Genomic DNA, 17,227 nt, shown 5'->3' on the forward strand with positions numbered 1-17,227 from the left:
AGTCGGCCTCCGTGAACGGAAAACAGGCGTCGCGACTCACCGCCCCGGGCCTGGCGTGCCGCTGGAGCGGCGAGGCTTCCGGCTACAATCCCCGCACGAACAGCACGGCCGGGGGTGGCATGAAAGCGGGGAAGAAAGCCGAGGACGAGAAAGCCAAGCAAGAGAAGGCCAAGGTAGGGCTTGGCGCACGGGCGGACTATGAGTGGCGGAAGGTCCGTGGCATGGCGTGGTCACGGGCCGTTCGGGCGATGGTCGAGAAGGTCCTCAACCGGTCCGACGACTTGACCCCGCGGATGCGTGAGCCAGCGTTTCTCGCGCACCTGCAGGGGGCGATGAGCCGGATCGCAGGCGACGCCCGGTTTCACCGACCGGGGAAGGCCTGGGAGGTCTCCGGGCGGGACATGGACCATCTCGCCGAATCGTTCCTGGACGACGTAGGCTCGTCAAGCAACACGTGGTCGCGTTGGGAGAAGGGCGCTAACCGGCCCGAGGGCCGGCGGTGGAGCGGGGCCATGATGCTTTTCCCGGCGGATCCGAGCGACCCGCCCAAGCGGAACGTCGACGCCGACGACACTGCGCTGAAAGTTGTCAACCGGGATCTGGGCTTTGGCGAACTGTTTTGGCACACAGGGCCCTGCTGGGACGATCGAGCGTCGCCGGTACCGCTCTGGGCGATGATGGGAGGTAACACCTCGATCGAGGGGCTCTGGGTTCCCGTGCTGCGCTACCACGACGGCAGCGGCCTGGACGGGCACGCGGTCGCCGACTTTTTGCACGGCGGCGTGGCGTTTGTCCGTTCGACCAAGCGGAAAGCCGGGGCGGCAGAGGCGGAGCCCAGGGTCTCCAACTTCCCTGACACCGACACCGCCCCGGCGGTGTTGGAAGGCAAGGCGCGCATAGCGGCGATGCGTAAGGGCATCAAGCTGTTCCTGAACCAATCGACCCGGCCGGGCGCTGCTCGGGGCGAACGTACGTTGTTCCCGAAACCTGGCTTCACACCGGCGCCGGGGGCAGCCCCATCGCCGTACGACGGGCCGGCCCGTTGGGCGAACCTCGCCAAAGGCGAACGCCCGTTGCTCGACCCGGACCTCCTGCCGGGCGAGCAGACCACACTCCAGACCACGCTCACGACCGGGAACAACACCTACCAGGCGCAGCGCCTGGCAAGCCTGGATGCCGGCTGGTTCCACCGACTGATCGACGCCGGCACTGCCGCGCAGGACGACGATTCGGCGGCGCTCGGCGTGGGCGACGTGATCGTGCTGGCCCTGGCCACCTCGTTCACCGCCGGCGAGCAGGGCGACCTGCGGCACAGACTGGAAGACCGGGTGTTCGCGGAACTGCGGGCGCGGCACCGTCGGATCGTCCGGTGGGCCCATACGTTCGGGATCGAGGGGGGCGTTCGGCGCTGGCTGCGGCGGCTGTACGCGGAGTACCTTGACCGCAACCGCCTGGCCTTCCCGCCGGTCGAAACACCCGCCCGGCCCGACGAGGAGCTGGAGTACGACCGGGACGACCCGGAGGCCGAATACCTAGCACTTGGGGACAACGTACCGACCGTCACGGTCGAACCCGCACGCCGAGGCCGGCTGACCTGGGACGACCGGCTTTCCCGTCGGGGCAAGGCCTGACGTCCTGCGGCTCCGCACCTTGGGGCCGACCACCGATCCGCACCCCGGCCCCCAGCCCGGGTTCCCCGGGTTTTTCCGCCCCGGGACCGCTGACCCCATCCCCACCATGTGAGTTGCGCGGCGTCCAAACCAGGACGCGGGCGTAACTCAGCCTGGGCGACCCGCCCACCGACACTGGTCTCCGTCGAAAACAACTTCACGGTGACCAGCATGACCCAGCAGACCACGTCCTCCGCGTTCCCGAGCGATCGCCCCGTCCCGATGGTGGACGTCAAACCCCTGATCGAGCAGTCCTGCACCCGCGTCCCGGCGTGGGTGGCGCAAGTGCTCGTGCCGCACGGCACGTTCGAGGAGTGCGGCCAGCAGGTCGACCGCAACCTCCCGATCGCCAGCCCGAGCTACGCCGAAGCCCTCTGGTGGTCGCTCCTGCTGCGCATCCTCCGGGACGGCTCGGGCCGCATCGTGGTCCGGCAGGTCCTCCCCGACGACAACGACGCGTAAGGAGGACCGACACCCACCCACACCCGAACAGACCGTTTGTCCATCAGTAGTCCTGTCTTTCATTTATACGGAGTTGACGCCATGAGCAAGAAATCGAAGAACCCCCGCAAGGCCGCCGGTCATGCCAAGAAGCAGGCCGCGTTCGTCGTTGACCGCTATAACCAACCGCTTGGCGGGTTTGGGGAAACCTGGCAGATCAACGGCCCGATCGAGGCGGGCGGTGCTACCTTTGCGCTGGCGCCGGCGTTGCGCAACCGTGACGCAAAGGCCGTGGCCGCCGTGCTGGACCTGCCGCATCTGAACAAGGTGGAGATCACCTGCTACACCGGAGTCGGTCCCGTCGCGAATCTCTCCGCGTTGCACGTGGCGACGTACCACGCCGACCTCGCGTCCATCGAGGTGCTGTTGAACGCCGGATTCGACGCGAACGCACGGACCACCTGCGGCTTGGTGCCGCTCCACTGCACCCAAGACACGCGTGTCATCAAGGCGTTGGTCGCGGCGGGGGCGAACGTGAACGCCGTTGATAAGACGGGCATCGCCCCCCTGATGAGCGCGGTGGTGCGGGGCAAGATCGACGCCGTGCATGCCCTGCTGGCCGCTGGGGCCGATCCGGACGCGATCGGCGGATCGACCCAGGAAACCGCGTTGAGCCTTGCGCGGTTGACCGGGAAGCACGCCATCGAGCGCGTGCTGGTCCATGTCACGACGGTGGAGGCGCCCAGCCTGCCGGAGCCGCCGTACACGACCGTTGGTGGCGGTTTCACCATGCTCCACAACGCGGCAGAGCTGGGGAGCGACGCGTTGGTGAACCAGTGCCTCCAGATGGGAGCGAGCCCGGACGTAAGGACCGAGAGCGGCATGACGCCGCTGCTCGTTGCGCTGCTGAACGGCCACGGTTCGACCGCACGGATCCTCTGGGACCATGAGGCACAGAAGCTCAACCCGACGCTCTCGCCGGTCACCGACGAGGAGTTTGCAGCGTTCAGCGCGGAGTTGCGCCACGTGTTGGAGAGCCTGAACTACCAGCTCGCACCGATGGCCGACGCCTAACCCCTCCCGTCATCGCCCAGCGTCTGAGTCACGCCCCGCGCTGGGCGCCCACGCCCGACGACTCAACCCGGCGCGGTTGGGTCGCGACACTTCCACCGTCGCCATTCCCCATCGGACCCACCATGCCCTTTTGCCATCTGGACCTCATCACGATCCCGGCTGAGATCCCGTCGGACCCGGACGAACGCGCGTCGTTTTGCCAGCTCGTCACCGACCTGCTGGACAACCCCAAGGCCAAGCCGGGGACCTACCGTCACCACGGCGTGCCGTTGGTCCACCACGCGGTGCGCACCAGGAACCTGGCGGCGCTTAAGCTCCTCGGGCGCGGCGGGGTCGACCTGAACAAGCCGTTCCGGGACGTGGTGGACGGCACGCCGGCGGCGTTCACCCTGACGGCGTTGGAGGAAGCCATGCTGCGCGAAGACATCGGTCTGGTGACGGCGCTGTTCGAGGCGGGGCTGGACCCGATGGTTCTGAACGAGCAGAAGATCAACAAGCGGCCGTACCGCGCGCTGCTGCGCATGGGGAAGGAGCCCAGCGTCGAGATGGTCGACACGCTGCTGGACACGTTGGCGGGCGCCGCCGAGCTGCAAGCGCTTGAAATGACCTGCGCCATGGTCTTGGGGTTCTTCCGCTGGAAGTTGCCGTATGTCGACCTGGTGGAGCATCTGCTGGCTCGCATCAAGGAGGAATGGGTGCGCACCCCGATCGCCACCGCTGCGCTGACGAGGTTGGGGGACACGCTGGCCAGCCACAAGCACGTGACGATTCACCGGTTCGTGCCGATCCTGCTGGCCGCGGGCGCGGAGGTGGATCCCGAGGTGCTGGTGGACGTGGTGGATCGCATCCGTCCGAACGCGGCGCGCGCCAAGACGTTGGACCTGCTGCTGGCCGCCGGTGCAGATCCGCACGAAGGGGTGACGCCTTACAGCGGTCCCCCGTGGACGACTGCGTGCCTCACGGCGATCGTCAAGGGCGATGAGGTGGCGATCGACCGCTTCATCGGCACCGGTGAGCAGGGCAAGGCGTCGCTCCAGATTCTCCGGGAGCAGTTCGACAACAACACCGGCGGGTGGATGGCGTGGTTCAACCGGCCCTCCGGATGGGTGACGCAGGCCGGGCGTCAGGCGTACCTCGGGGTGCGTCGCCGCTTCATCGCGCTGGAAGTTGAGGAGCTGACCGTGGTGGCAGACGCAGCGCTCGCCGAGGCCAACGGGGCTGCAGCGCCCGAACCGGCACGGGCGCGCGCCCGTTTGTAGCCCAGCGGGCAGGCCAGCCCTGGGCGTGAGTCGCGACACCCCGGGGCGACCTTGGGCTCACGACTCAACCAGGGCGGACCCCCTCGCGATACTGAACCCATCGACACCACACACCCACGGAGCAACCCCATGACCACCAGCATCGCCAACGCGTCCCTCTGCTGCGCGGCGTTTTTCGGCGACCTCGACGCGATCCGCGCGCACCTCGACGACGGGGCGGACATCAACGGCACGTTGACGAACAACGCGGGCGAAGCGCTGACCCCGCTGATGTGGGCCAGCGCCGGCGGCCGGCTCGAAGCGATGTACTTGCTGCTCGCCAACGGGGCATCCCCGACCTTCACCGACCCGCAAACCGGCGTGACGGCGTTGCACTGCGCGGCCATGGCCAACCAGCCGGAAGCGGTGGCGGTGCTCATGGTCTACGGGGCGGACCGCACCGCCGCGGCGGACCACAACCGCGGCACCGAGCTGGTGACGCCCATCGACCTGACCAAACCGGGCACGGCGGCGCACGCGCTGCTGAGCCGCTGAACCCTGAATCGTCCCAACCACCCGTTTTTCACACCAAGGAGAAGAGCATGACCACCCAGATCCAATGCACGTCCGCCGAGCTGCCGAACCTCATGCCGCTGCTCGCCACGCTGACCGATTTCACGCTGAACGTGATCCCGGCGGCGATCACCACCGCGGCCCAAGCCGCTCAGGCGGTCGTACAGCCGGCGGTTCCCGCTCCGGTGGTGCAGGTGGCAGCACCCGTTGCCCCGGTGGCTTCCGTGGCCCCGGCGGAGGACGTATCGACCATGGGCACGGCGGAGGTGATGGAGCTGTTCGACTACGCCACGCCGCAAGCGGTGGCGGACCTGATGCAGCGCGCCGAGATCCCGGCGATTCAGCGCGGGCGTAACAACTACTACGATCGCGCCAAGGTGCTGGCCCTGAAGAAGCTGTACAGCGAGACGTTCAGCCTGTCCGAAGCGTCGGAGCTGGTGGGCTACAAGAACCCGTCGGGCCTGCTGCTGCACATCGGGCAGCGTCGCATCACGCCGACGATGGTGGCGGGCCACATGCGCTTCCGCGTGAAGGACCTCGAGCAGTTCGAGAAGCTGCGCGGCCCGGTCCGCCGCCGCTGGTAAGCCCGGCACCACCACCCGCATCACCGCAGTTCCAGCACCACCCGCACCACCCGTATCACCCAGCGCCACGGCGCTCCTCCTCGCGACACGTCCGGGTCCCACCGGAGAGATCGCCCCGGTTCGTCGGGGGCACCCCACCGTCCCACGCATCCCCCAACGCCAACCACCGGGAGACCCCCATGGCCATGCAGAACCGCGTCCTCGGCACGCCGTACGCGCGCCGTCCGATCGACCCGATCGCCGTCCAGGCGTCGGCCGCTCGCTCCGTTTCCATCCCCATGCCGCCGCACGGGGTCCCGTACGACTACTACGCGGCGGCGTACCTGCTGGCGGTGCAGACCGCCAACCAGCGCGGGGCCGTGCTCGCGCTCGACCTGGTGCGCAAGGCCCACACCGTCGACCTGCTGGGCATGGCGCTGCTGGTCGACATCGCCTCGGGCGAGCTGGTGGAGGTCCGCGAGACCCTGTCCTCCCCGTTGGCGGCGGAGCACCTGCACCGCGTGCGCTACCACCAGGACGATCAGGGCGGGGCGTTCGTCGGGTTCAAGGACCTCACCCCGTTGCACGTGGTGGCCATGCACGGCCTGGCGAAGTTCGTCCGTCCGCTGCTCAAAGCGGGGGTGAATCCGCGGGCGCGCACGGCGTGCGGCAAGACCGCTCGCGACCTGGCGGAGCGCCGGGGCCACAACCCGGTGGTGGCGGCGCTGTCCGGCCGCGCGGGGTAGGGGCGATCCCGTTGAGTCGCGCGCCGCGTTTTCGACGAGCGGTCCGCGACTCAGCGGGGGAGGCCCGAGCCTGGACACTGAACCGGTCTCAACCAACCCACGAGGACACCACCATGCGCTACACCCCCATCGAACGGATCAACGCCACCCGCACGGCCAGCAAGGACCTGAGCTGGGACACGGGCACCTCGCTGTCGTGGACGACCTCGAACGTCGGTCTGGATCAAGCGGCCGAGGACAACCTGCCGATCGTCAGTCGCTTGGTCGACGACCTGTTCAGCGGTCTGGGCGACTCGGGCGCTCCGCCCCGCAAGCTGATGGCCGGCCGCTTCAAGACCGTCGCGAAGCACATCGGCGCCGGCTCCCGTTGCCGCATCACGTTCGACATGGTGCTGCGCGCCAGCGCGACCACGTGGGCCTACAAGGCCACTTTCAGCTCCGACTGCATCGAGTTCGCCGAGCTGGAAATCTCCGGCGTCCTGTAACCCCAGCCCCTGACCACCTCACCCGAAACCCACCAGGAGAACCGTATGGCCCAGAAAACCAGCACGAGCACGACCACCACGATGAAGGCGTTCACCGACCGTGTGGAGCGCTTCGCGCAGACCAACCCGATCCGCTCGGGAGCGAAGGCGATCCTCGACGACATCATCCAGTTGCAGTTCAACGTGTTGTCGGTCACGGCCCCGATGACGTACGCGCTGACCGCGGGCTCGGCATGGTTCAACAAGGATCATCTGATCGCGCTGGAGGAGTACCGCGACCACCCGAAGGCATGGGCGGAGCAGTTGGCCCTTGGCGCGATGTACGTGGAGCTGGTGAAGACCTCGGCACCGTTCACCGACGTGATGGGGGACGTCTACGGGACCGCGATCGAACCGAAGCAGGCCAAGGCGATGGGTCAACACCTGACGCCGGAAGGACTGGCGGACGGGCTCGCGCGGTTCGCGGCCCAGAGCGGCCAGGGCGCAACGACCGGGGAGGCCTCCCGCCCGTTCAACCCGAACGAAGGGCAGATCGTTTGCGACCCCGCGTGCGGCAATGGTGCGCTGCTGCTGGCAAAGCTCCGTCAGGAGTTCGCGTCCCACGGGAAGGAAGGCGTGGCGCGCATGTACGTGTTCGCGAACGACATCGACCCCGCCATGATGAAGGCCACGGTGGTGCAGATCGTGCTGTCCAGCATCGTGCACAACGTACCGTTTGGCGGGCTGCGTGTGCATTGCTCGGACCTGATCCGCCACTACCACGACGCGAAGGCCGACACGGTGGCGGTTCAGATTTGCCCGGACGGGGCCCGCAGCGTGGAGCACGTCCGTGATGAGGCGGCCCGCAAGGCCGCGAACGCAGGTCAGGCGACGACGAGCACGGTGGCTTAACCGATCCGAACCACGGGGCGCGATGGGCGCCCTGTTCAACGCACAAACATCAAACCTGGAGAACTGCATGAACGACAAGCCGTACGCTAACGGGGCGATGATCAAAATGCTCGTCAACGTGTTTGGGGTGAGCCCGAACGAGTACGAGAGCGAACACGAGCAAACGTTGCTTCACTACGCGGCCTGGGCAGGAAATGCCGAAGCCGCCCAAGCGCTGATCGAGCTGGGGGCGGAGGTCGATGCCAAAACGCTCGACGGGCACACGCCGCTTCTTTTTGCCGTGCAGCAGCGCTCGGTCGACACCGTACGGGTGTTGATCGAGGCGGGGGCTGACGCGAACGCATGGGATGAGTCGAACCGCTCCATTCTCGATCATCTCTTTGTTGACAACATGGTTGAGACCACCCGGCGGAACGATCTGCGTGTGATCCGGCTGCTGCTTGACGGTGGGGCCGATCCGACGTTGGGCCTGACCTTTGCCCTCGGCGAGGACCATGGCTTGGGCGTGCGCGCGATGATGCGCGCCGGCGCCGACGTACAGGCCGCACGCGTGGACGTGGGCGACCAAGCTGGGGCATGCGCACTCCGGCAGGTCGACATCCTCCGTGCGCGGCGTGAAAAAAACCAGGCGGACAACCGGCCCTGATGGGATCAAAACCCGGTACTGACGCCGATGGGGCCGTAGGCCGGGGTTCGCGCCCAGGGGCCTCCGGCCCCGGGGGGGCAGCGCACACGGGCAAGACCCCATTGTGGGCGTGCCCTGGCACGGGTCGACCGTTGGTCCGAAAGGCGGGACGCTCGCTTGACCCACCGTGGAATCCCGCTAGGTTGGGAATGAGACGGCGCAGGCAGCGCTGCACACCAACCCATGCCCCGGAGACCCTATGTCCACCCATGCCCAGGCCAATCCGCTACCCCTTTTCGACGGGCTCACACCCGAGGAGATCGGCGAAGCGTTGAAGAGCCTCCCCACCACGGAACCGAACTTCTTCGAGACCGCGGCCAAGATCGCTCTGGCCGCACTTCAAGACCGCCAGGCTGGTGAGCAGCGGGCACTGACCGAGGCCGAGTTTGATGCGATCCTGAACGAGGTTCTGGGTTCGCCGATCATCCTGACGCGCGCGATAAAGATCAAAGCGTAAGCCGTGCCACAGCACATAAAACGCAGCACCCGGGCCCGTACTTGACGGGCCCGCTTTAGCCACTAGCCTGGACCGCGTCAGAACCGATCCAGGAGGTGCGCCGTGCTGTTGCTCAACGTTCCGTTTTCCCAGAAGGATGAAGCCAAGGCGTTGGGGGCGCGCTGGAATCAGGCCGAGAAGAAGTGGTACGTCCCCGACCACGTGGACCCGGCACCGTTCCTGGCCCGGCCGGAGTGGACGGACCCGAACTACGTTCCGCCACCGCAGGTGCCCGGGAAGGGTCCGAAGTGGCCGCTGTACGTCGACCTGGTGCCGCGCACGGCGTGGTTCTCCAACCTCCGGTCGGAGCTGGGCGAGGACCACTGGAAGGCGTTGAAGCGCCAGACGTTCGACGCTGCCGGCTGGGTGTGCGAGATCTGCACCTGCAAGGGCCCCAAGTGGCCGGTGGAATGCCACGAGCGCTGGGAGTACGACGAGGAGAACGGCGTGCAGACTCTTGTCCGGACCGACGCGTTGTGCCCGGCCTGCCACGAGGTCACGCACTTCGGCCTGGCGCGGGTGCGCGGCCGTGAGGCAGAGGCCACGGCCCACCTCATGGCGGTCAACGGCTGGACCCGCGACCAGGTGCGCGCGCACGTCCAGGACGCGATGAACGACTACGCGCGACGCAGCAACCGGCAGGACTGGCAGCTCGACGCCCGCTGGCTGCTGGGCAAGATCGAACTCCCGGATGAAATCCGGGAGGCGATCCTGGGCCACGCCGAGGGCCTGGGCGCGCGGCACATCACCGCGGAGCAGCAGGCGATCCGCGACGCACACGCGCACGAGGGGCAGGGCCCCCGCAGCGTGCTCGACGACGATCCGTTCGAAGTGCCCGCTTGATTGGCTGTAGCCCGTGCCCTGGCACGGGTTTATTTTTGGCCCAGGCGCTTGACAGGGGTGCTAGACCCGCTAAGTACAGGGGAGAGGGGCGGCCAGGTGGTCGCCGACCACCCGGGAGGAGATCATCGTGCTGCACACTTTGCAAGCCATTTTTCATGCCGAGCTTCGTATCGTTTATCTGGCGGCCATCGCCATGTTTTGCGTCCACGTGATGGAGATTTTCGGGGTTCTTCGCTCTAAGTCCCCCGTCAAGATCTGGAGGGTTGTGACCAACCTTATCCTCATCGGCGTCTTCGCCGTGCTCCTGTCGGTGCCCCCATTTCCGGGGATTGGCTGGAATCTGTTTTTGGTGGTGATCACCTCATATTTGACCGTCGTTGATCTGGTTTTTCTCTTTTCGCTCGCCGTCTTGATGATCGTGACCCTGTTGGCCGCGATCAGTGGGGCGGCCGCGTTGACCCTGACCGGTGGGGCGAAGTCCGTTAAGCGTCGTGACGTCAATCGCGATTTGACTCCCGAGGAGAAGATCGAGCCTCAGGCGCGTCTGCGCGAAATGGGCGAGAGGGCCAAGGAATACTGGCAGGCAGAGCGTAAGGCTGAAATCGCGGCATACATGGCCGCCCACCCGGGTGTGACGGAGGAAGAGGCCGCTGCTGCCGGCAACGGTTCCGATCCCCTGGATGACCGTACGCAACAGGTTTGCCGCAAAGGCCAGCATCCCTATCCCGACGAAAACGTGTACGCGGTCTCGTTCATGCGACGACTGCACCCGTGGTCCATCCTCCCCACGTTTAGCTTCGTGTCGATCGTTGCTCGGAAGCCCGAGTCGGCCATCGAACTCATGGACGCGAGGGTCTCCACGGGCGTCAAGCACAGCCCGTTCAAGGCTACGTCGCTGGCAGCGCTGAAGGCGATCCGCCGACCGAACCGGGCCCAACGGATCATGATCGACAGGCTGACGCTCACCCGGGACGGCAAGGACAAGGACGAGTGGTACGCCCTTGATTACGATGGTGGCGAGGACGAAGAGCTGATCCGCGCCTACCAGGCAACGCTTTCACCCGAGCAGAAGGCCGAGATGCAGAGGCGTTCGGAACGGGAGATCGAGCTGGAAGATAAGGGGCTTCTGTAAGGTACGCCCGTGCCCTGGCACGGGCTTCTTTTCGGGTAGGCGGTTGACAGGGGTGCAAGACCCGCTAAGTTCAGAGGAGAAGGTCCCGGCCCTGGGGCCATCCCTGCCGGAGACGCACATGTCAGCCCATCGTAAGGTCTACCTTGAAATGGATGCCGAAGAGCTTCTGGCGATCCAGAAAATCATCGGCGCCCGCGATCCCAACGAGACGTTTGATCGTCTTATGAAACTTCCATTCGCACTGCAACAACGTGCAGACAAGGAAGGTAAGTTGTTCATTCCTGATCTTTCACAAAGAAGTGAAAAGGATCACCTTTTCCTTTCGTTTCAACGGCTCGACTGAACGAGCATAACCATGAGCACCGTCACCCCCGAGGACCTTAACCTGGACCTGCTGAGCTTTGCTGCGGCCGGCAACGCCCTGGGCATCCGGTTCGCGCTGGAATACGGCGCCGACCTCCACGCCACCGACGGGCGCCACCAGACGGCGGTACAGCTCGCGGAACAGAACGGCCACACCCAGGTGGTGCAGTGGCTCCTCGCCATGCGGGCCCCGCGCACCGCGTGAAGGGGTAGGGCTGGAGGAGCGTGAACACCCACCTGGCCGCGGAGCGCCAGGTCCCAAAACCGTGCTGACGCCAACAGGGCCGGAGGCACGGGGTTACCGCCAGGGGAGCCGCAGGCTCCCCATCTTGTTGGCTCCACAGCACCACCTCGACCCGTGCCACGGCACAGCCTGGAATCCTCCCCGTCGGCGTTTGACAAGCCAGCCTGACCTGCCATGGTGGTCCCACGGCCTCGCCGAGGCCACACCACCGGAGGAGACCGCATGCAATACATCCTTTTCCCGCTGAAAGGCAAGCAGTTCATCGTCGATGCCCACGAGTACAGCGCCCTGAACACGTTCGAAGACAGCATCAAGGACGTGGAACCCAAGCCCGACGAGAACGGCCCCCTGTACGTCGCGTACGGGGTCTACAAGCCGCAGATCGGCATCGAGTGGGAGGACGCGATGGGCCACCTGCTCGAACGCCAGGACGTCTGGCTGGGCCACATCGACGGCGAGCACTGCCACGCCCTCGGGTTCCACCAGGTCGACCCGCTCCCGCCGATCTCGCACGGCAGGTCGTTCAGCATCCCGTTTGCCGCGCTCATCCACGCCCACCCGGATCTGATCGAGAAGATCGGCGACCCCGCGAGCAGCCAGGCTGTCACCGCCTTCGTGCGCTTCTGGAACATCACGCCGGCCAACAACGTCCTCAACCGCAAGGGCGTGCTCGCGTTCAAGGGCATCGAGCGCCGCGGCACCACCACCGTCACCAAGGAAAACTGGCGCGACCACGTGGACCCGGAGCGGCTCCTCCGCACCGCGCTCAAGACCCACTGACCGGGCCACCGCCCAGCACGCACGACCGTCACCCCAGGGTGGCGGTTTTGTTTGGCGAGAACGTTTGACGCACCCGTACAGCCCGCTAAGTTGAATGGAGAGGCAACGCACGATCGACGCAACGCCACCATGACCCCAGGACCCCACCATGACTAGCTACACCGACCACCTTTGGCCAGGCATCAAGGAGATGCTGGAGGCGACGCGGCAAGACGACGTTGAGGCGATCCGGAAATGGATCGCTGGCCGTGACCCCAACGTCTTCATCGCGCGAGTCGAGGCCATCGTGGCGATGGAAACCGTGGACGTTGCACGGATCATCCCGTTGATCGGCTCTACGACCGTCATCCGAATCATGGGCCTGGCCGTGGAAGCGAAGCGTTGGGACGTGATGCAGCGCGCCATGGGGGCGGAGAAGGACCCGTGGCGACTTCTGACCTGCAACGAGGTCCTGATGCAGAACGACGCCATCGACGCGCTCCTCGCGCACGTCGGTCGGGACGTCCTGAACGCCCGGATGCACCACGCCGACGACGTCGGCCAGGAACGCCAGATCGTCGCATGGGAAATCTGGATCGCCCACGACCAGGCCATCCCGCAGGAACGCTTCCTCACGGTGATCCTGCCGAAGCTGCACGCGGCGGGTGCCGACGTGATGGACGTCCGGTTCGAGGAGGAGGACGCTGCGATCGCGCTCGACCAGTGGGACATCGGGTCGGATTACACGCCCGGGCGGCGGGCCCTGGCGACTTACCGTCGGCAGGTGCTCGCCGCGGAACTCAGCGCGATAACGGACGCAGAAGCCCAAGCACCCGCTGAAGCGCGAGCCCGCCGTCGCCTGTAAGCGCTGGAGGGGAAGCACCCGATCCGCAGGCCATGGCCCGGAGGGGCCGGTGGGGCGCGAGCCCCGGGTTCTCGACGTGCCAAGGCACGGCTCCACCAGGCGGATCAACCGTTCGTCCACGAGGGTCGACCGTTCGTCGACTAGCACGAAGTTTCTGCGTTCGTCGATCGCCAAACCGTTGCTTTAGTTGGTGGACCTTGTAGGTTGGAAGTATAGGCAACGCGCGTTCGACGCAACGCCACCACCACCCCAGGACCCCACCATGCGACCCGTTACCCCGGCTGATGCCACCGCCCGATTGTTCATCGACGCCGCTGCTGGCGAAAGCACGGGCGTCCTCGTGTGCGCCTGGTTCGGGGCGGACGTGTTCGCACGGAACGACCAGGGCCGTGACGCGGTGCAGATCGCGCTGGCCCATGGGCACGACGAGACCGCGGACGTCCTTCGGCAGCTCCGGGGCGAGCCTGTCCTGGTCCATGGCCTGAACGCAGTCGTTCACTGAACCGGAGAGCAGAGCCATGTCCATCATGAAACCCCTTCAATCCTCGAACGACGACGCCGCAAGGATGTGGCAATACTTCATGGCGATGGATCGCTGCACCATGCAGTGGGGCCAGGGCCATCCCCTTTCGAGCGCGTACGACCGTCTTGTGGCGGCTGTTCAGCGCATCGGGGACGCCCATCCGGAACGGGTGGGGCGCCCGTCCAAGACCAAGGGGCCGAGCCGTCTGATGACCGCGTTGCTCGTCAACGCCGAGGTCTCGCCGGACCCGGGCGTTCGGCTGCGCGAGGTCGCGCATTTTTTCCAGCACGCCCCGCTGGCTGACATCGACGCCCTGATGGTCTCCGGGGCCGCGGACCAGGAGGTGATGGGGGAGCAGGTCCTGAATGCAGCGATGAGCTACGGCCGCAAGGACGTGGTGGCGCGCATGATCCGCCGACTGGGCCGTGCTCACGTTGGGCACCTGGCGAGGTCCGAGGTGGTGGTGGGCGACGACACCTGCCTGGACGCTCTGCTGTCCGTGCACGACGCGGACAGCTTGAACAAGAAAACCGGGTCCTGTGACTACTGGATGCAGTTCATGCGGGCCTGGGTCCCGATGGAACGATTCCTGACCGTCGTCTACCCCAAGCTCCACGCGGCCGGGGCCAAACTGATGGCGAGTGGGACGGTCGGTCTCGGAGTAGACGACCAGATATGGCGGATCGTGAGCACTGTCGCTACCTCGCAGGCTGTCCAGGCCCTCGACCTTTACCGCCACCAAGTGCTGGTCGCAGAACTGCGCGCCGTCGCCGACGAGGCGGCACCGGCACCCGCCGATCAAACCCGCGCCCGTCGGCGCCTTTGACGGGGGGGCGCATGGCGTTCCTTCGCAACCTGCTCAACCGCGTGACCGGCCGCGCCGTCGACGAACCGGAGGACCCGCCGGTGCCGATGATCGGCCCCACGGGATGGAGCCGGTCCTTGGTCGTGGTGGGCGCGATCCCGGAGCCCGTGGCCCGGCGCGAGGTGGTGCTGGACCTGGCCACCCTACGGGCGGTACTGCACCAGCGCATGGTCGAGATCGACTGGAGCCTGGCGATGGAGGAGGACGCCGAACGCTCGGCGCTCGACCAGGAGGATCTGGACGGCACCACGGGGGACGACGCCAAGGCCACGCACGACGACAGCCTGTTGCCATGACGGGGGAAGGCTCGACCCCGCGCCAACCAGGACCTGGGCACAGGGCCCACTCGCCCCGGTACCGCGAAGCGGCAGGAAGCGGGGCCCAGGCCCGTGGGGCAGGTGCATGCGTGGTGAAGGTGGCCGTCAGGAACGGGGTTGGAGTGGGGCGATAGCCCCAGTTTCACCCGTGCCCTGGCACGGCTATTGACCGGGCTGAAAATCCCGCTAGGTTGAAGTCATGGGCAACGCGATCGCGGGGCTCGCCACCCTCCGGAGACCTTACCCGCATGATCGACAATCGCTTGCCCCTCCGCTGGCTGGCCCTGATCCCGACGCTGGTCCTGTCGGTGGCCAACATGCCACCGTTCGTCCATCTCTGGTCCGCGACGGAGTCCAACGTCATCGGCGTGGCCGCCTGGCTCTCGCTGTTCCTGGGCTTCTGGCTGACCGCACCGTTTCAGCGGTGGATGCTCGACGAGGACCACGGGTCGTTCGATTGTTGGATCCGGTCGCTTGCGTTCGCTTGGTCGACCGCCCTATGGGCGACGTTTTTGCTGGTGTGCGGGACGAAGTACGCCCTTTTGGCCATGGGCCTGCACGGTCTGGCCTTCAACCTTGGCGCGCTGGCCTGCAGCGTGGCACTGGTCCTGTTCTTCTTCGTCGCGAGCGCCGGCCTCCTGCACTGGACCGAAGCCCGGACCAACGCCGCCCACCGCAAAGCCTACCCGTCCCGCCACCACGTGTCCGACGAGGACGACGTGGACCTGTCCGAGTAATCGCCATGACCCATCCCAGTGAAACCCATCCGGACGACTGGCTCACCCGCCCGGACGCGATGGACGACGTGAGGGCGACCGCGCGACACGTGGACGACGACGCGTTCGGTTGGAATGTCGTTCATGCGGGGGATCCCGTTCGAACGGTGGAGCAGGTGTTCGCGCGCTGGGGGCACCGACCGTCGGACCCGCACTACGCCGGGATGCGCCGACGGCTGGGCTTTTTCAGCGAGGTCATCCTCCTTGAGGATTGGGCGGAAGCCAAGCTGGACCACGAGCGGCGGGAACTGAGCGCCGCGGTGGACCAGGCCGCGCACGCCTCGGAACGCGAACAACCGAAGGGCCGCCGGCGCCTCTGAATCGGACCACACCATGACGACCACCACCAGCACCGCCCCCGGCTACCCGCTCGACGACTGGGCCCTGGAAGCCGCGATCAACGCGGGCAACGCGCAATGGGTGGCCCAGGTCATCGCGTCCGGTGCGGACCTGTCGCGTCGCACCACCGAACCGTCGGGCCGTTGCCTGCACCCGGGCACCACCCCGTTGGGCCTGGCGATCGGGAACGTTGAGATCGTGCGCCTGCTGCTCGACGCGGGCGCACCGGTGAACCAGGTGGCGGTCCGCTGGGGCGGTACCGCGCTGCACATGGCCGTGGTGCAGAGCATCGGCGACGGGACCATCGAGCTGCTGCTCAAGGCAGGGGCCGACCCGCTGCTCACCGACGCGAAGGGGCGGCGACCGATCGACTACCTGAGCTGGGCCGTGGCCGAGCACCTGTCCGACGGCGACAAAGAGCTGGTGCGCGTCGCCACCAGGTTCGCCATCGACACCGCCAAGGCCAACGGCCAGAAGCGTCCGAGGCGCCCGCAACGGCGTTGACCCAATGCTGTGCCCTGGCACGGACCATCAAACCGAGGAGGAGACCATGACCATCATCAGCAGCATCCAGCGCTTCCGGTACAACCGCTGCTGTCGCGCCGTCGAATCGCTCTCGCCCCAGGCGTCAGCATCCAGGCTTAACGCCCCCTTGAAGGTCGACGTGGCCCTGGATGTGGGCCATAAGGAAGGTCAACGTCGTCGTCTCACGCCGGTAGGTGTTGCAGGCCAACCGATGTGGCAGGCCGCGTTCAACCGGGTTTGCTTGGGCACCGATCTGGACGAGTGGGCCCCGCTGCTCGACGCCTACCTGGCGGCCGGCGCCACGGGTGCCACGCGCAACCAGGCGTTGACCGAGGCGGCGGCACGGGCGGCGGTGCAGGGTGGCCGTGGCCACCGTGGTGGAACCCAACCCCATGGCGCCCATTTCAAGCCCGACTTTGTTCCCACGGCGTTGAGCCATCCCGAGCTGCGAGAACTCCGCCAAGAAGTGCTGAACTTTGCGTTGCGCAACCTGTACATGAACCCGGAGCTGGTGAAGGCTCTCCTCGCCGAAGGCGCTGAGCCGGGCTATCACGTGGTGCAGCATGCAGCCGAAGATGCGACCTACGACCCTGCGTGCATGGCAAGTCTTGACTTGCTTCTGGACGCAGGTGGCGACGTGAGCGGGATCGAGCTTCATCTGTGGGCGCACCTCCACGAGGTGCGCAGCCACGTGGAAAACGCCGAGATTCGCCAGTACATCGAGGACATCGAGCTGCGCGCGACGGCGGCCGAGATCGAGGTGGAGGCACCCCCTGTCCACCGTCCCCGTCGTCGCCTCTAACTGGAATCCCCA

At 66.6% G+C, this 17,227-nt stretch carries 24 protein-coding genes; all 24 read left to right on the top strand.

From position 1 onward, the window contains the following. Nucleotides 1–11 precede the first annotated feature (11 nt). The 24 genes from BBJ41_RS00980 (at nucleotide 12) to BBJ41_RS01090 (ending at nucleotide 17,215) form a co-directional block, all read left to right on the top strand. Nucleotides 12–1,631, top strand: coding sequence for a hypothetical protein (locus tag BBJ41_RS00980; protein WP_156814716.1), 1,620 nt, complete (start codon nucleotides 12–14; stop codon nucleotides 1,629–1,631). 210 nt (nucleotides 1,632–1,841) lie between these two features. Continuing rightward, nucleotides 1,842–2,132: a hypothetical protein gene (locus BBJ41_RS00985; RefSeq protein WP_069744928.1), complete on the top strand. Its 291-nt coding sequence runs from the start codon at nucleotides 1,842–1,844 to the stop codon at nucleotides 2,130–2,132. Between the two features lie 81 nt (nucleotides 2,133–2,213). After that, on the top strand, nucleotides 2,214–3,185 hold the full coding sequence (locus BBJ41_RS00990) for an ankyrin repeat domain-containing protein (protein ID WP_069744929.1): 972 nt from the start codon (nucleotides 2,214–2,216) through the stop codon (nucleotides 3,183–3,185). Nucleotides 3,186–3,307: 122 nt separating this feature from the next. Continuing rightward, nucleotides 3,308–4,444, top strand: a complete 1,137-nt coding sequence (locus tag BBJ41_RS00995; RefSeq protein ID WP_069744930.1) for a hypothetical protein — start codon at nucleotides 3,308–3,310, stop codon at nucleotides 4,442–4,444. A gap of 129 nt (nucleotides 4,445–4,573) precedes the next feature. Further along, entirely contained in the window at nucleotides 4,574–4,978 is a 405-nt protein-coding gene (locus BBJ41_RS01000) for an ankyrin repeat domain-containing protein (protein WP_069744931.1), read from the top strand. A 47-nt stretch (nucleotides 4,979–5,025) separates the two neighbouring features. After that, nucleotides 5,026–5,580 carry a hypothetical protein gene (locus BBJ41_RS01005; protein WP_069744932.1) on the top strand — a complete coding sequence of 185 codons (555 nt, stop codon included), beginning with the start codon at nucleotides 5,026–5,028 and terminating at the stop codon, nucleotides 5,578–5,580. A 179-nt stretch (nucleotides 5,581–5,759) separates the two neighbouring features. After that, on the top strand, nucleotides 5,760–6,305 hold the full coding sequence (locus BBJ41_RS01010; RefSeq protein ID WP_069744933.1) for an ankyrin repeat domain-containing protein: 546 nt from the start codon (nucleotides 5,760–5,762) through the stop codon (nucleotides 6,303–6,305). A 113-nt stretch (nucleotides 6,306–6,418) separates the two neighbouring features. Further along, nucleotides 6,419–6,790, top strand: a complete 372-nt coding sequence (locus BBJ41_RS01015; RefSeq protein WP_069744934.1) for a hypothetical protein — start codon at nucleotides 6,419–6,421, stop codon at nucleotides 6,788–6,790. A 45-nt stretch (nucleotides 6,791–6,835) separates the two neighbouring features. Then, nucleotides 6,836–7,681, top strand: a complete 846-nt coding sequence (locus BBJ41_RS01020; RefSeq protein ID WP_069744935.1) for an N-6 DNA methylase — start codon at nucleotides 6,836–6,838, stop codon at nucleotides 7,679–7,681. Nucleotides 7,682–7,748: 67 nt separating this feature from the next. Then, nucleotides 7,749–8,327 carry an ankyrin repeat domain-containing protein gene (locus BBJ41_RS01025; RefSeq protein ID WP_167362186.1) on the top strand — a complete coding sequence of 193 codons (579 nt, stop codon included), beginning with the start codon at nucleotides 7,749–7,751 and terminating at the stop codon, nucleotides 8,325–8,327. A 238-nt stretch (nucleotides 8,328–8,565) separates the two neighbouring features. Continuing rightward, the gene (locus BBJ41_RS01030) at nucleotides 8,566–8,823 is read left to right on the top strand and encodes a hypothetical protein (RefSeq protein WP_069744937.1); all 258 of its coding nucleotides are present in this window, start codon (nucleotides 8,566–8,568) and stop codon (nucleotides 8,821–8,823) included. A 102-nt stretch (nucleotides 8,824–8,925) separates the two neighbouring features. After that, on the top strand, nucleotides 8,926–9,705 hold the full coding sequence (locus BBJ41_RS01035) for a DUF5710 domain-containing protein (protein WP_069744938.1): 780 nt from the start codon (nucleotides 8,926–8,928) through the stop codon (nucleotides 9,703–9,705). A gap of 127 nt (nucleotides 9,706–9,832) precedes the next feature. Further along, nucleotides 9,833–10,837, top strand: a complete 1,005-nt coding sequence (locus BBJ41_RS01040; RefSeq protein ID WP_069744939.1) for a hypothetical protein — start codon at nucleotides 9,833–9,835, stop codon at nucleotides 10,835–10,837. Nucleotides 10,838–10,955: 118 nt separating this feature from the next. Next, on the top strand, nucleotides 10,956–11,180 hold the full coding sequence (locus BBJ41_RS40155) for a hypothetical protein (protein WP_146121788.1): 225 nt from the start codon (nucleotides 10,956–10,958) through the stop codon (nucleotides 11,178–11,180). A gap of 12 nt (nucleotides 11,181–11,192) precedes the next feature. Further along, nucleotides 11,193–11,405 (top strand): ankyrin repeat domain-containing protein, encoded by a 213-nt coding sequence (locus BBJ41_RS01045; protein ID WP_043307531.1) that lies wholly within the window; start codon nucleotides 11,193–11,195, stop codon nucleotides 11,403–11,405. Between the two features lie 261 nt (nucleotides 11,406–11,666). Further along, nucleotides 11,667–12,224 carry a hypothetical protein gene (locus BBJ41_RS01050; protein WP_069744940.1) on the top strand — a complete coding sequence of 186 codons (558 nt, stop codon included), beginning with the start codon at nucleotides 11,667–11,669 and terminating at the stop codon, nucleotides 12,222–12,224. A gap of 148 nt (nucleotides 12,225–12,372) precedes the next feature. After that, a complete protein-coding gene (locus tag BBJ41_RS01055; protein ID WP_069744941.1) occupies nucleotides 12,373–13,068 on the top strand; it encodes a hypothetical protein in 696 nt (231 codons plus the stop codon). A 262-nt stretch (nucleotides 13,069–13,330) separates the two neighbouring features. Next, the gene (locus BBJ41_RS01060; protein ID WP_069744942.1) at nucleotides 13,331–13,570 is read left to right on the top strand and encodes a hypothetical protein; all 240 of its coding nucleotides are present in this window, start codon (nucleotides 13,331–13,333) and stop codon (nucleotides 13,568–13,570) included. A gap of 16 nt (nucleotides 13,571–13,586) precedes the next feature. Beyond that, the gene (locus BBJ41_RS01065) at nucleotides 13,587–14,417 is read left to right on the top strand and encodes a hypothetical protein (RefSeq protein ID WP_069744943.1); all 831 of its coding nucleotides are present in this window, start codon (nucleotides 13,587–13,589) and stop codon (nucleotides 14,415–14,417) included. 11 nt (nucleotides 14,418–14,428) lie between these two features. Further along, nucleotides 14,429–14,752 carry a hypothetical protein gene (locus tag BBJ41_RS01070; protein ID WP_069744944.1) on the top strand — a complete coding sequence of 108 codons (324 nt, stop codon included), beginning with the start codon at nucleotides 14,429–14,431 and terminating at the stop codon, nucleotides 14,750–14,752. A 269-nt stretch (nucleotides 14,753–15,021) separates the two neighbouring features. After that, on the top strand, nucleotides 15,022–15,510 hold the full coding sequence (locus BBJ41_RS01075; protein WP_069744945.1) for a hypothetical protein: 489 nt from the start codon (nucleotides 15,022–15,024) through the stop codon (nucleotides 15,508–15,510). 5 nt (nucleotides 15,511–15,515) lie between these two features. Then, nucleotides 15,516–15,869: a hypothetical protein gene (locus tag BBJ41_RS01080; protein ID WP_069744946.1), complete on the top strand. Its 354-nt coding sequence runs from the start codon at nucleotides 15,516–15,518 to the stop codon at nucleotides 15,867–15,869. Nucleotides 15,870–15,882: 13 nt separating this feature from the next. Next, nucleotides 15,883–16,392 (top strand): ankyrin repeat domain-containing protein, encoded by a 510-nt coding sequence (locus BBJ41_RS01085; protein ID WP_069744947.1) that lies wholly within the window; start codon nucleotides 15,883–15,885, stop codon nucleotides 16,390–16,392. Between the two features lie 46 nt (nucleotides 16,393–16,438). Further along, entirely contained in the window at nucleotides 16,439–17,215 is a 777-nt protein-coding gene (locus tag BBJ41_RS01090) for a hypothetical protein (RefSeq protein ID WP_156814717.1), read from the top strand. The last annotated feature ends 12 nt before the right edge of the window (nucleotides 17,216–17,227 follow it).

Source organism: Burkholderia stabilis, from assembly GCF_001742165.1.
In the GTDB taxonomy this organism is placed as follows: domain Bacteria; phylum Pseudomonadota; class Gammaproteobacteria; order Burkholderiales; family Burkholderiaceae; genus Burkholderia; species Burkholderia stabilis.